The sequence below is a fragment of the Rubrivivax gelatinosus IL144 genome (assembly GCF_000284255.1).
GTDB classification, from domain to species: Bacteria; Pseudomonadota; Gammaproteobacteria; order Burkholderiales; family Burkholderiaceae_C; genus Rubrivivax; species Rubrivivax gelatinosus_A.
Window position 1 is genome coordinate 3,521,663 of sequence record NC_017075.1, and the last position, 12,418, is coordinate 3,534,080.

Genomic DNA, 12,418 nt, shown 5'->3' on the forward strand with positions numbered 1-12,418 from the left:
TCTACGGGCGGGGGGCGATAATCCCGGCCCATGCAAGCACCCGCCAACACTCCGCTGAGCTACGAGCAGTCCGGCGTCGTCTACGACCTGATCGACCCGCTCAAAGTGGCCGCGCAGCGCGCCGCCGCCGCCACCGCCCCGCATCTCGCGGGCCACGGCTTCACCGAGGTGAAGGCCTCGCGCGGCGAATCCGCCTACGTCGTCGACGTCGGCCCGTTCTACCTCGCCAGCATCGTCGAATGCCTGGGCAGCAAGGCCCTGGTCGCCGACGAGATGCAAAAGCTCACCGGCCGCAGCTACTACTCGGCAATAGCGCAGGACACGATCGCGATGGCGGTCAACGACCTGATCACCGTCGGCGCCACGCCGCTGGTCGTGCAGGCCTACTGGGCCGCCGGCGGCAGCGACTGGTTCGGCGACGCCGAGCGCGCGCAGGCGCTGGTGGCCGGCTGGAAGGCCGCCTGCGACACCTGCCGCGTCGCCTGGGGCGGCGGCGAGACGCCGGCGCTGGCCGGCATCGTCGAGAGCGGCCGCATCGACCTGGCCGCCTCGTGCACTGGCATCGTCAACCCGAAGCAGCGCCTGTCGCTGGGCGACGAGCTCGCCGCCGGCGACGCGATCGTGCTGCTGGCCTCCAGCGGCATCCACGCCAACGGCCTGAGCCTGGCGCGCAAGCTGGTCGAGCGCCTGCCCGAGGGCTACCTGACCGAGGTCGAGCCGGGCCTCGCCTACGGCGACGCGCTGCTCGCGCCGACGACGCTGTATTCGCCGGTCACCGAGGCGCTGGCCGCCGCCGGCGTGCGCGTGCACTACGCCGCCAACGTCACCGGCCACGGCTGGCGCAAGCTGCTGCGCCACCCGGGCACCTTCACCTACCGCATCACCGCGGTGCCCAAGGTGCCGCCGGTGCTGGCCTTCATCCAGCGCCACGCCGGCCAGGACGACGCCGAGGCCTACGGCACGCTGAACATGGGCGCCGGCTTCGCGCTCTACGTCGCCGCCGCGGACGCCGAGCGCACCGTCGAGATCGCGCGCGCCCAGGGCATCGAGGCCATCGTCGCCGGCCGCGTCGAAGCCGGTCCCAAGCGCCTCGTCGTCGAGCCGCTGGGCATCGAGTGGGGCGACGACGCGCTGCAGCTGCGCTGAGAGCCGATGGCCCGCGGTGCCACCTGGGCACCGGCGGGCCCGCCGCGCACTGCGGCTAGAATGCGCCGTGACGGGCCTCCCCGCATGGAAGCGCGCCCAACCGGGTCAGGTGGGGAACCAAGCAGCCCTAAGCGTTGCAACCAGTGCCGGGGGTAAGGCTCGTCACCCTCCCCTCCCCCTCTTCCCCACGCCGTCCGGCAAGCCTTCGGGCAAACGCGACCGGATCCGGCATCACGAACTCCATTGCCTCTGATCCGGCGCAAACCGCGCTGAACCGCATGTCGGCATTCGCCGACTCCGCGTTGACGGTCATTGCACGCATCGGCAATTCTGTCGCCCGCATGCCATTCGGCCATGCGATGACCAACCGACAGGGAAACGATGAAGAAGATCGCAATGATCGCCGCCGCCGTTCTGGCCTGCGGCGCCGCCCAAGCGCAAACGAATGCCTCGCCGATTTACGCCGAGATCGGTTATTCACTGCTGCACGCCGACGTCGGCTCCAATGGCCTCGACATCGGGGCCGTGCGCGGCATCGTCGGTTACGAGCTGCACCCGTACCTCGCCCTCGAAGCGATGCTCGCCGTCGGCGTAACCGACGACAGGACCAAGGCGCTCTTCCTCGAGCGCGTCAAGCTGAAGATGGAACACGCCTACGGGCTGTACATCAAGCCGAAACTCCAGGTCACCGACAGCCTGCAACTGTTCGGCCGCGTCGGTTATGCCGAGAGCAAGTTCAAGGCGACTCGCGAAGGCTACGGCAGCGACAGCGACAGCGACCACGACGTCTCGTTCGGCATCGGTCTGAACTACGCTTTCTCGAAGGCCATGTACGGCACCCTCGATTACACGCGCTATTACGACAAGGACGACTTCAAGGTGAACGGCTTGACCTTCGGCGTCGGCTACAAGTTCTGATCAGAGATCCATATCGATAGCAATGGCCCGCCTCGGCGGGCCATTTTTCTGAGGCCATCGACAAATACCGGCACGCGGGCCGCAGTGCAGCATAATAGCCAGAACCCGAAACGACTGACCGATGATTCGCATCGCCATTTGCGACGACCAACCGGACGACCTGCAGCGCCTCGTCGCACAGGCCGATCGATACTTCAGCCACCAGGGAATCGACGCCGAAGTCACCGGTTTCGCCGACGCCGCCCCCTTGCTCGGCGCGATGGCGACGAAGAACTTCCATCTCTACCTGCTGGACATCGTCATGCCGATGGTCAGCGGCCTGGAACTCGGCCAGGAGATCCGGCGCCTCGACCGCGAGGCCCAGATCGTCTACACGACGACCGAACCGCAGTTCGCGCTGCGCGCCTATGCCGTGCAGCCGCTGGCTTACCTCGTCAAGCCGGTCGTCGAAACGCAGCTATTCGACACGCTGGCGCTGGCGGTCGCCAAGGCCGACGTCGACGACGAGAGAACCTTCGCGGTGAAGACCGCCGACGGCCTGCGCGTGATCCGGCTGGCCGACATCGCCTGCTGCGAATACCACAAGCACGCCGCCGTCTTCGACCTGAGGGGCGGCGAGAAGATCACCAGCCGCAGCTTCCGCGAGAGCTTCGCCGACTACTGCGCGCCGGCCTTGCACGAGCCGCGTTTCGTGCAGTGCCATGCCGCCTTCGTCGTCAACATGCGGCACGTCGAGCGCTTCGGCAAGGACAGCTTCACGCTGTGCAGCGGCAAGGTGGTGCCGATCGCCGAGAAACGCTATGCGGCGGTGCGCGACGCCTACCTCGATTACCTGGTGGCGCGGCCGTGAGCGGACACTTCCCCGACCTGCTGCGGGCGTTCATCAGCGACGTCATGCTGATACTTCTGCTGTGCACGATGGCCATGCCGAAGTATCGCGACAAACGGATCTACGTCGCCGCGACGGCCATCATCCTGGCGGCGAATCTCGGCGCGAACTATTATTTCTATCGCCTCGAGGACTATACCTCGGTCTTTTACGTCGACCTCGCGATGCTGCTCGTGATCGGCATCGCGCTGAAGCCGTTATTTGCCGACAGCGTCATGCAGTGGTGTTTCAGCTACATCACCATGATAAATATCTACGCGGCCGTCGTCTTCCTCAGTTATTACCTCCGGCCGCTGTTTCCCGACCCGCACTACGGCAACATCTTCCTGCGCCTGATCCTGTTCACGGCCGTCATCCTGGCTTTCCGCCGCTGGGTCTCGCGGCTGTATCGCCAGGTACTCGACTACTGGCACATCTACATCCTGCCGGCGTCGGCGCTGCTGCTGTGTTTTCTCGGCCACTTCTTCGGCGGCGACATCCAGCAGATGCTGACGGCGCACGACTCGCCGCTGCTGTCGCTGACGCTGCTCGGCCTGTCGATCTACGTCGCCATCGTGCACTCGCTGCGCACGCTCACCCGGCAGTACCGCTTGCGCGAACAGAACCTCGTCATCGGGGCCGAGCGCGAATACCTGCAGCTGGCGACGACCGGCATGGCCGCACGGCTGCAGTTGATGGAGACGGTGGCGACGCAGAACAGCCGCGCCGCGCACGACCGGCGGCACTTCAACCACGTCCTGCTCGGGCTGCTCGAACGTGGCCAGACCGCCGAGGCGGCCAGCCTGCTGCGCCGCGACGACGGCGCCAGCCCCGGAGTCGCCAGAACCTACTGCGAGAACCCGGCGCTCAATGCGGCGGTGAGCCATTACGCCGGGCTCGCGCAGCAGGCCGGCATCCACACCGAGATCTCGCTGGACGTTCCGGCCGAGCTGAAGATCGACGCGCTGGAACTGTCGATGGTGGTGTCGAACCTGCTGGAAAACGCAGTGCAGGCCTGCACCCGTCTGCCCGAAGGACGGAAGCCCTCCCTGCGCTTCGTCTGCCGCAACGCCGGGCGGCTGCTGCTCGAGATGGAGAACGCCTGCGGCGACGAGACCGCGCTCGACGCGGACGGCCAGCCGGTCGTGCAGGCCGAGGGGCACGGCATCGGCAGCAAGAGCGTCGCGGCCTTCGCCAAGAAGCACGACGCGGAGCTGATGTACCGCGTCGAGAACGGTTCGTTCCGGGTGCGGCTGCTGATCTAGCGAGCGCCACCGCGATTTGCCCCAGCGCAAATCGACACGACTTGCGGACCCAGCCGCGGGAGCGGCGCGAATTATTCCCGGGGAGAAACTCGGCAGCGGCGAGGCGACGAGATAAGCACCGCCGCGGAAACTCATCCGCCGGACGACACTCCGACGTTTCCGAGCGCAAAAACGCGGCGATTGAGTGCAATGTAAAATTCGATGACGTCGGGAGATAGCATTCGGAGCAAATCTTTACAAGACGACAAGCCAGTTGTCGGAGGCCCGAATGTCCATCTCCCGCAGAAACTTCATGAGAACCCTGGGCGCCGGCGCCGGCGCCTGTTTCGCGACACTGAATCTCTCCGGCTGCGGGGGCGACGGCTCGGACCCCGCACCCGACGCCGCGCCGCTGTGGGCCGCCAACGGCAACCGCAACAAGATCGTCGTCATCAGCGACCTGCACCTGGGCATCGACGACCGGTATACCGAGACGCTGGCCAACCGGCCGCTGCTGATCAAGTTCCTGCAATGCCTGCGCAACACCAGCGACGTGCGCGAACTGGTCATCGCCGGCGACTTCCTCGACGAGTGGTTCCTGCCGGTCCACTACCCCGTCTACACCGACCAGGCCCAGTTCTACCGGGGCGTCATCGCGAACAACCTGGAGGTCTTCCAGGAACTCAACCGCGTCGTCTCGCGCGGCATCAAGCTGGTCTACGTGCCGGGCAACCACGACCTGACGCTCGAAGCCGAGGTCCTGCAGGCGGCCATTCCGGGCCTGGTGCAGGTGCGCGACGTCCGCGGGCTGGGCGCCTACTACACCGGCGACCGCAAAGAGATCGTCATCGAGCACGGCCATCGCTACGACCTGTTCTCGGCACCGGACACGCTGACCAATGCCGCGCTCTGCGGCAACGGCGACAGCTTCCTGCCCGCCGGCTATTTCTATGCCCGTTACGCCGCGACCTGGGTGCTGGAAGGCAAGCCGAGCGTGCCGAAGAACCTGCCGCCGGTGACCAACGTTCCCGACCCGTCGAACGTGGACCAGTACGGGGCCTACCTCTATCACTCGGTCCTGAAGAAGATCTCCACGCGCATGACGCCCTACGAGGGCCTCGAGGACAAGATCTTCGACATGCACATCTGCGGCTTCAACGACAGCTACAGCTACCTGGACTTCTATCCGACGCAGCAGGCCGACGGCACGATCAGCGCGCCGGTGCTGTTCCGCAACATCCAGCGCACCTGGGCCGATCGCCAGGCGCTCAACCGGGTGAAAGTGCCCAGCAGCTTCGCCACCGCGGTGACCGGCGACTACGAGTCCTTCTATACCCAGGCGCGGGCGCAGTATCTCGAGAACCCGGACGAGAACGTCGACGTCGTCGTCTTCGGCCACACCCACGTGCCTTCGTACCGCAGCCTGGGCAACGGCAAGCGCTACCTCAACTCGGGCACCTGGATCGACGACAACGTCGACTACGAGGACGCGCCCCGGACCTTTGCCGTGCTCACCACCGGCGCCGGCACGACGGGCGCGGTCTACACCTTCATCGGCGAAGGCATGGCCAACGACATCACCCACAAGGTCAGCCAGGGCGCCTAGCCGACGACGGCGCCGCCCGCAGCGGCGGCGCCCTCAGCTGCGCTGGCGGAAGGCCATCACCGCCTGGTTGCGCAGCGTGCGCAGCAGCGACAGCTCCTTCTCGCCCAGCCCCGGCGTGCCGGGCTGGGCCTTGTCGGCGTAGATCAGCGCGAAGGTGGCGCTCTTCAGCGTCATCGGCAGCAGCAGGAACGACGGCGCGGCCACCTGCTCGCGATACCAGGCCGGCAGCCGGGCGACGATGTTCGCCGCGGTGGCGTCGGCGATCAGCGTGTCCATGCCCTTGGCGCAGACGGCGGCGAACAGGTCCGGCGCGCCGGTGGGCTTCAGCGGCACGCGGAAGGCGCGGCTGACGGCCTCGACCCCGTCGCCCAGGCCGAAGCGGCCGGTCAGCGTCTCGGTCTTCGGGTCGCGCAGGCAGAAGACGACGCGGCGGAACTCCAGCGCGCGGTACATCGTCTCCAGCACCATGCGCAGCACCTCGTTGAGCCGGAAGTCGTCGGCCACCATCGAGTTCGTGATGTCCTGGATGCCGGCGGCGAGCACGTCGGCCATCGCCGGCGGCGGCGGCGCGATGCGGCCGTTGGTGTCCTGGGCGACGGCCACGGTCTGGTTGTCGAGCTGCAGCGCGGTCAGCGTGTCGACCTCGGCGGCGGGCGTCTGCGCATGCAGCAGGCGGCGCACGCGGGCGCCGCGCGCGGTCTGCACGCCCATCGCCGGCGCCAGCTCGGCCAGGCGCTGGCGCGCCGCTTCGGCGGCCTTGGCGATCTCGCGCGGCGCGACGCCCAGCGTCGGCGCGTAGCGCGCGCCCAGTTCGGCCAGGCGCTCGGGCAGCGCCTCGGGCTCGAGGAACAGCATCGCGTCGGCCATCTCGTTGCCCAGCCGCCCCACCCAGCGCTGGCGCTCGACGCCGCGTTCGACGGCACGCCCGGGCGCGTCGCCGGTCGGCGAACGCATCGTGCGCAGCAGCGTGTCGGGCAGGCCCCAGGAGCGCGCGATGCCGATGCCCAGCTCCTCGAAGCCGATGCCGAGCACGCGCGCGGCGGCGGCCTCGTGCGCCGCGGCCGGCGCGTCGGGGCCGTCGAGCAGGCCGCGGATCTGCTCGGCCTCCTCGGGGAAGTAGTACTCGGTCAGCAGGCGGCCGAGGTTCTGGAACATCGAGCCGAGAAAGGTCTCCTCGCCGTCGCGCGAGCCCGCGCTCAGCTCGTCGGCCAGCGTGCCGGCCATCAGCGCGCGCAGGAACTCTTCCTTCAGCTGGTTGGCGTGCGCCTTGTCGCGCATGTGCTCCAGCAGCACCAGCGACAGCGCCATGTCGCGCACGGTGGCGAAGCCGACCAGCGCGACGGCACGCGAGACCGTGCTGACGGCGCCACCGGCGGAGCTGAAGTGCGCCGTGTTGACGACGCGCAGCAGCTTGTTGGTCAGCGCGACGTCCTTCAGGATCTCCGAGGACAGGCGGTTCAGGCTCTCGGTCTCGGAGGTGGCGACCCGCTGGATGCGCACCACCGACTCCGACAGCGCCGGGAAGTCGCCCTTGTGGCGCATGCGGCGCAGCAGGAAGTCCAGCGTGCCGTGGCCGGCGGGCGCGGCCGGCTCGGCCTCGACCTCGGGGTCGAGCCAGCGCGTCAGCGCCGCGTGCAGCTCCTGCACCGAGGGGTAGCGCAGGCTGGCGTCGCGCGCCAGCGCCCGCTGCACGACGGTGCGCAGCGTCTCCTCGACGGTGGCCTCGGCCGGGATCGCCAGGTCTTCGCGCTGCACGCGCTCGATCGCGCGGCGCACGTCGCGCTCGGGCAGCAGCCGGGTGCCGCCCAGCATCTCGCCGAGCACGACGCCGGCGGAGAACACGTCCAGCGCCGGCGTCGGCGGCTCGCCGCGCGCCGCCTCGGGCGACAGGTAGCCGGGCGTGCCGACGATGACGCCGCGGTGGGCGCTGCCGGCGTCGACGCGGGTGGCGATGCCGAAGTCCATCACGCGCGGCCGGCCGTCGGCACCGAGCAGCACGTTGGACGGCTTCAGGTCGCGGTGCACGATGCCCTGGGCGTGGGCGGCGGCCAGCGCGTCCAGGATGCCCAGCATCAGCGTCACCGCCTCGCGCGCCGGCAGCGCACCGCGCTCGCGCAGCGTCTCGGCCAGCGTGCGCCCGGGCACGTACTCGAAGACGAAATAGGGCTGGCCGCCGTGGCGGTCGGCCTCGAAGACCGGGACGACGTTCGGATGCGTCAGCCGGGCGACGCTGCGCGCCTCGTGCAGCCAGGCGTCGACGTCGGAGCTGCCGACGCTGTCGTTGAGCAGCTTGAGCGCGACGTCGCGGTCCAACCGCGGGTCGTGCGCCAGCCAGACGCTGGCCTGGGCACCGCGACCGAGTTCGCGGCGCAGTTCGAAGCGGCCGACCTGGCCGCCGGCACCCAGGCTCACGACATCGCTCCCGAGGCTCCGGCGACGCTGGCGCGGCGCTCCGCGGGCTCGGCGGCGCCGGCGGGCCGCATCGAGGCCGCGACGGCCTCCTGCAGCTCCTTGACCGACAGGCCCAGCGCGCGGCCGTAGCGCTGCGCGATGCGCTGCAGCGCCGGCCCGGGCGCGGCGCCGGTCGTCGCATAGGCATCGACGATCTCGTTGCCGGCGCTGGCCACCTGGCGCAGCAGCTCGGTGTCGCCGTCGGCATGGCGCACCGGTGTCTCCAGCGGCAGGCGGCGGATCATGTGCAGCACGCCGTCGTCCAGACCCCAGTGGCGCGCGACGGCGTGTCCCAACGCCTCGACGTCGATGCCGAGCACGGCAAAGGACGCGGCCTGCTCGCCCATGCCGGGGTCTTCGCGCTCGCTGCCGGGGGCCGGCTGCATCAGGCGGCGGATCTGCTGCGCCTCGTCGGGGAAGTGGTACTGCAGCACCAGGCGGCCGAGGTTCTGCAGCATCGCGAGCAAGGTCACGACCTCGGCGTCGTAGCCGGCGGGCCGCAAGGCCGCGGCCACGCGACCGGCACGCTTGACGCGCGCGATGAGCTGCAGCAGCTCGGCCGCGGCGTCCTCGGACAAGGGGCCGGGCCAGGGCCGCAGCGCGGTGGCGGCGCGGCGCACGCCGTCGATGCCGAGCATCGCGATCGCGCGGCGCAGCGTCAGGATCGGGCCGCTACCCGAGACCTGTGCACCGCGCACCTGGGCGGTGTTGACGGCGCGCAGCAGCTCGAAAGCCAGCGCCAGGTCCTGCAGCGCGACCTCGGCGATCTCGTTGGTGCGCTGGCGCTCCATCGCGCCCAGGCGGTTCAGGCGCCCGGCGGCGCCGGGCTGGGCGGGCAGCACGCCGGCGGCGCGCAGCCGGTCGGACAGCAGCGACAGCGCGCCGTTGCCGCCGGACTCGGCCTGGATCCAGCCTTCGAGCGCACGTGCCAGCGTGCGCGCGCTGCGGTAGCGCTGGCGCTCCTGGCGGTCGGTGGCGCGGTTGACGATGGCGCGCAGCGGCTCGGGCACGAGGTGGGCCGTCGCCCAGGGCAGGCGCACGATCTCGCGGCCCAGCGGCGGCATGCGCTCGACGACGCGCCCGGTGTCGGGCTCGTCCAGCGCGTGCTGGCCGGCCAGCGCGTGGTGCAGCAGCAGGCCGGCAGCCATCACGTCGCGCTGCGCGGCAGCCCGCTGCGCGGCCAGCGACGGCGCCTCGCCCTGCGGCGTGGCGACTTCCAGGCCGGCCAGACGCAGCCGGCCGTGGTCGTCGACGAGCACGACGAAACCTTGCAGGTCCTGGTGCGCGACGCCGGACTGGTGCGCGAACGCGAGGCCGGCGAGCAGCTGCACGAAGATCCCGGCGCACTCGGGCGGCGCCAGGCCTTGCGAGCCGACCCGCTCGGCCAGCGGCGCGGCGTCGTCCAGGTCGTAGGCGACGTAGGGCCAGCCGTCCTGCACGCCGATGTCCACGGCGACGGCGAGGTTCGGGTGCTGCAGCCGCGCGGCGCGCTGCACGGTCTCGGTCCAGCGCTCGAGCGCGGCGAGCTCGGCCGGCTGCACGCGCGGCAGCACGAGCAGCAGGTCGCGGCCGGCGCGCGCGTCGGCCACCAGCCAGGCCATCGTGCGCTCGCTCTTGCCGACGAGCCGCAGCAGCTGATAGGCGCCGAAGTGGCGCACCGCAGCGGAACGCGGCGCAGCCTCCGTGGCGGTTACGGGGTTGGACATGGTCCAGATTGGAAACCGGCGGGGCACATGCCGAAACCCCGATCTGGCGTCGTTTTCGGTTGCAGTTCGCGCGCCCGGCGCTATCGCGGTGATAGCCGCAGCCCAATCAGCCGAACAGGCCCTTTGTGCAAGAATCCGCCCGACGCATTCGCGTACCCTTCCCGGTTTACCGACCCATCCTGCGCCCGCCCGTGACGGCGACCGCGGCGCCCGGAGTTCACCCCCATGAGCAGCGAACTGATCAAGCACGTGACCGACGCGTCGTTCCAAAGCGACGTCCTGCAGGCCGACAAGCCCGTCCTCGTCGACTACTGGGCCGAGTGGTGCGGCCCCTGCAAGATGATCGCGCCGGTGCTCGACGAACTCGCGCCGGCCTACGACGGCCGTCTGCAGATCGCCAAGATGAACGTCGACGAGAACCGCGAAGTGCCGGCCAAGTTCGGCATCCGCGGCATCCCGACGCTGATGATCTTCAAGGGCGGCCAGCTCGCCGCGACCAAGGTCGGCGCGCTTTCCAAGGCACAACTGTCGGCCTTCATCGACAGCCATCTATAATGCGGCCGATCGGCGCCTGAGCATCACGCTCGCGGCGCCGACGGTACGCCCCCGCCCCGCTGCCCGCCGGCCTCCTCGCCGGCACACGAACAGGCAGCGGCACGCGGACCAGGCTCCCCTCCCACAGCCTCTCTCTACGCCTCGGCGGGCACCCTTGACGGGCGCTGGCCCGGCGTGACCAGGGTCTCGACCCATGCATCTGTCCGAACTGAAAGCGCAGCACGTCTCCGAGCTCATCAAGATGGGCGAAGCGCTGGAAATCGAGAACGTCGCCCGCCTGCGCAAGCAGGAGCTGATGTTCGCGATCATGAAAAAGCGCGCGAAGGCCGGTGAACAGGTCTTCGGCGACGGCGTGCTCGAAGTCCTGCCCGACGGCTTCGGCTTCCTGCGCTCGATCGAAGCCAGCTACATGGCTTCGACCGACGACATCTACCTGTCGCCGAGCCAGATCCGCCGCTTCAACCTGCACACCGGCGACATGGTCGAAGGCGAAGTGCGGGTGCCCAAGGACGGCGAGCGCTACTTCGCCCTCGTGAAGGTCGACCGTGTGAACGGCGTGACCCCGGAGGAGAGCAAGCACAAGATCATGTTCGAGAACTTGACGCCGCTCTTCCCGAAAGAGCAGTTCAAGCTCGAGCGCGACAACCTCAAGGCCGAGGAGAACATCACCGGCCGCATCATCGACCTCATCGCCCCGATCGGCAAAGGCCAGCGCGCGCTGCTCGTCGCCCAGCCCAAGACCGGCAAGACGGTGATGATGCAGCACCTGGCGCACGCGATCGTCGCCAACCACCCCGAGGTGCACCTGATCGTGCTGCTCGTCGACGAGCGACCCGAGGAAGTGACCGAGATGCTGCGCACCGTGCGCGGCGAGGTCATCAGCTCGACCTTCGACGAGCCCGCCGCGCGCCACGTGCAGGTCGCCGAGATGGTGATCGAGCGCGCCAAGCGCCTGGTCGAGCTGAAGAAGGACGTCGTGATCCTGCTCGACTCGATCACCCGCCTGGCCCGCGCCTACAACAACGTCCTGCCCTCGTCGGGCAAGGTGCTGACCGGCGGCGTCGACGCCAACGCGCTGCAGCGCCCGAAGCGCTTCTTCGGCGCCGCGCGCAACGTCGAGGAAGGCGGCTCGCTGACGATCATCGGCACCGCGCTGATCGACACCGGCAGCCGCATGGACGAGGTGATCTACGAAGAGTTCAAGGGCACCGGCAACTGCGAGATCCACCTGGATCGCCGCATGGCCGAGAAGCGCGTCTACCCGTCGATCCTGATCAACAAGTCGGGCACCCGCCGCGAGGAGTTGCTGCTCAAGCCGGAGATCCTGCAAAAGACCTGGATCCTGCGCAAGCTGCTCTATCCGATGGACGAGATCGAGGCGATGGAGTTCATCCTCGACAAGATGAAGGCGACGAAGAACAACCTGGACTTCTTCGACATGATGCGACGCGGCGGGTGATTCCGCGGTCGATCACGCCTTGCGCGCACTCGATGCGCGCACACGGGGCCCTACGGGGCCCCGTTTCACGCTAGAATCAGCGGTTTTTCCGCCACCGGGCAAGTGCGCCGACGTTTCGGCGTGGCTGCCACACCTGCACTCGAGAGGCACCATGAAAGAAGGCATCCACCCGAACTACCGCGAGGTCTGCTTCCAGGACCTGTCCAACGGCTTCAAGTTCGTGACGCGTTCGTGCGTTCAGACCAAGGAAACGATCAAGCTGGACGATGGCCGCGAGCTGCCGCTGGTGAAGCTCGAAACCACGAGCGAGACGCACCCGTTCTACACCGGTACGCAAAAGAGCGTGGACAACCTGGGCGGCCGCGTCGAGAAGTTCCGCAACAAGTTCGCGCGGGTCGGCCTCAAGAAGTGAGGCGTGCCCGCCGGGGCCCGCGCGCGGCCCCCGCTGGACAAGGCAGCCTCGGC

At 69.0% G+C, this 12,418-nt stretch carries 10 protein-coding genes and 1 other RNA gene; 9 read left to right on the forward strand and 2 right to left on the reverse strand.

Annotated features, from left to right (window positions below; translation table 11 throughout):
* Positions 1-30 precede the first annotated feature (30 nt).
* The 6 genes from RGE_RS16075 (at position 31) to RGE_RS16095 (ending at position 5,782) form a co-directional block, all read left to right on the forward strand.
* Entirely contained in the window at positions 31-1,146 is a 1,116-nt protein-coding gene (locus RGE_RS16075) for an AIR synthase-related protein (protein ID WP_014429501.1), read from the forward strand.
* Positions 1,147-1,215: 69 nt separating this feature from the next.
* An RNA gene (gene ffs, locus RGE_RS23445) (signal recognition particle sRNA small type) lies at positions 1,216-1,313 on the forward strand.
* A gap of 214 nt (positions 1,314-1,527) precedes the next feature.
* Positions 1,528-2,064, forward strand: a complete 537-nt coding sequence (locus RGE_RS16080; RefSeq protein WP_014429502.1) for a porin family protein — start codon at positions 1,528-1,530, stop codon at positions 2,062-2,064.
* A gap of 121 nt (positions 2,065-2,185) precedes the next feature.
* Complete coding sequence (locus RGE_RS16085; RefSeq protein ID WP_014429503.1) at positions 2,186-2,914, forward strand: LytR/AlgR family response regulator transcription factor; 729 nt, start codon at positions 2,186-2,188, stop codon at positions 2,912-2,914.
* The gene (locus RGE_RS16090) at positions 2,911-4,197 is read left to right on the forward strand and encodes a GHKL domain-containing protein (protein ID WP_014429504.1); all 1,287 of its coding nucleotides are present in this window, start codon (positions 2,911-2,913) and stop codon (positions 4,195-4,197) included. The genes RGE_RS16085 and RGE_RS16090 overlap by 4 nt, the downstream gene beginning before the upstream one ends.
* A gap of 292 nt (positions 4,198-4,489) precedes the next feature.
* Positions 4,490-5,782, forward strand: coding sequence for a metallophosphoesterase (locus RGE_RS16095; protein ID WP_014429505.1), 1,293 nt, complete (start codon positions 4,490-4,492; stop codon positions 5,780-5,782).
* 33 nt (positions 5,783-5,815) lie between these two features.
* On the opposite strand, the gene RGE_RS16100 is transcribed toward RGE_RS16095, so the two are convergent.
* Both RGE_RS16100 and RGE_RS16105 read right to left on the reverse strand, forming a co-directional pair.
* Complete coding sequence (locus tag RGE_RS16100) at positions 5,816-8,194, reverse strand: serine/threonine protein kinase (protein ID WP_014429506.1); 2,379 nt, start codon at positions 8,192-8,194, stop codon at positions 5,816-5,818.
* Positions 8,191-9,939 (reverse strand): serine/threonine protein kinase, encoded by a 1,749-nt coding sequence (locus RGE_RS16105; protein ID WP_148280211.1) that lies wholly within the window; start codon positions 9,937-9,939, stop codon positions 8,191-8,193. The genes RGE_RS16100 and RGE_RS16105 overlap by 4 nt, the downstream gene beginning before the upstream one ends.
* A gap of 225 nt (positions 9,940-10,164) precedes the next feature.
* On the opposite strand from RGE_RS16105, the gene trxA reads away from it, so the two are divergent.
* The 3 genes from trxA (at position 10,165) to RGE_RS16120 (ending at position 12,365) form a co-directional block, all read left to right on the forward strand.
* Positions 10,165-10,494, forward strand: coding sequence for a thioredoxin TrxA (gene trxA, locus RGE_RS16110; protein WP_014429509.1), 330 nt, complete (start codon positions 10,165-10,167; stop codon positions 10,492-10,494).
* A gap of 193 nt (positions 10,495-10,687) precedes the next feature.
* The gene (gene rho, locus RGE_RS16115; protein ID WP_014429510.1) at positions 10,688-11,953 is read left to right on the forward strand and encodes a transcription termination factor Rho; all 1,266 of its coding nucleotides are present in this window, start codon (positions 10,688-10,690) and stop codon (positions 11,951-11,953) included.
* 151 nt (positions 11,954-12,104) lie between these two features.
* Positions 12,105-12,365, forward strand: coding sequence for a type B 50S ribosomal protein L31 (locus RGE_RS16120; protein ID WP_014429511.1), 261 nt, complete (start codon positions 12,105-12,107; stop codon positions 12,363-12,365).
* The last annotated feature ends 53 nt before the right edge of the window (positions 12,366-12,418 follow it).

Bases quoted from the DNA above. Each gene is read 5' to 3' on its own strand.
- RGE_RS16075 (WP_014429501.1), top strand. From the start codon at position 31: ATGCAAGCACCCGCCAACACTCCGCTGAGCTACGAGCAGTCCGGCGTC.
- RGE_RS16080 (WP_014429502.1), top strand. From the start codon at position 1,528: ATGAAGAAGATCGCAATGATCGCCGCCGCCGTTCTGGCCTGCGGCGCC.
- RGE_RS16085 (WP_014429503.1), top strand. From the start codon at position 2,186: ATGATTCGCATCGCCATTTGCGACGACCAACCGGACGACCTGCAGCGC.
- RGE_RS16095 (WP_014429505.1), top strand. From the start codon at position 4,490: ATGAGAACCCTGGGCGCCGGCGCCGGCGCCTGTTTCGCGACACTGAAT.
- RGE_RS16105 (WP_148280211.1), bottom strand. From the start codon at position 9,939: ATGTCCAACCCCGTAACCGCCACGGAGGCTGCGCCGCGTTCCGCTGCG.
- trxA (WP_014429509.1), top strand. From the start codon at position 10,165: ATGAGCAGCGAACTGATCAAGCACGTGACCGACGCGTCGTTCCAAAGC.
- rho (WP_014429510.1), top strand. From the start codon at position 10,688: ATGCATCTGTCCGAACTGAAAGCGCAGCACGTCTCCGAGCTCATCAAG.
- RGE_RS16120 (WP_014429511.1), top strand. From the start codon at position 12,105: ATGAAAGAAGGCATCCACCCGAACTACCGCGAGGTCTGCTTCCAGGAC.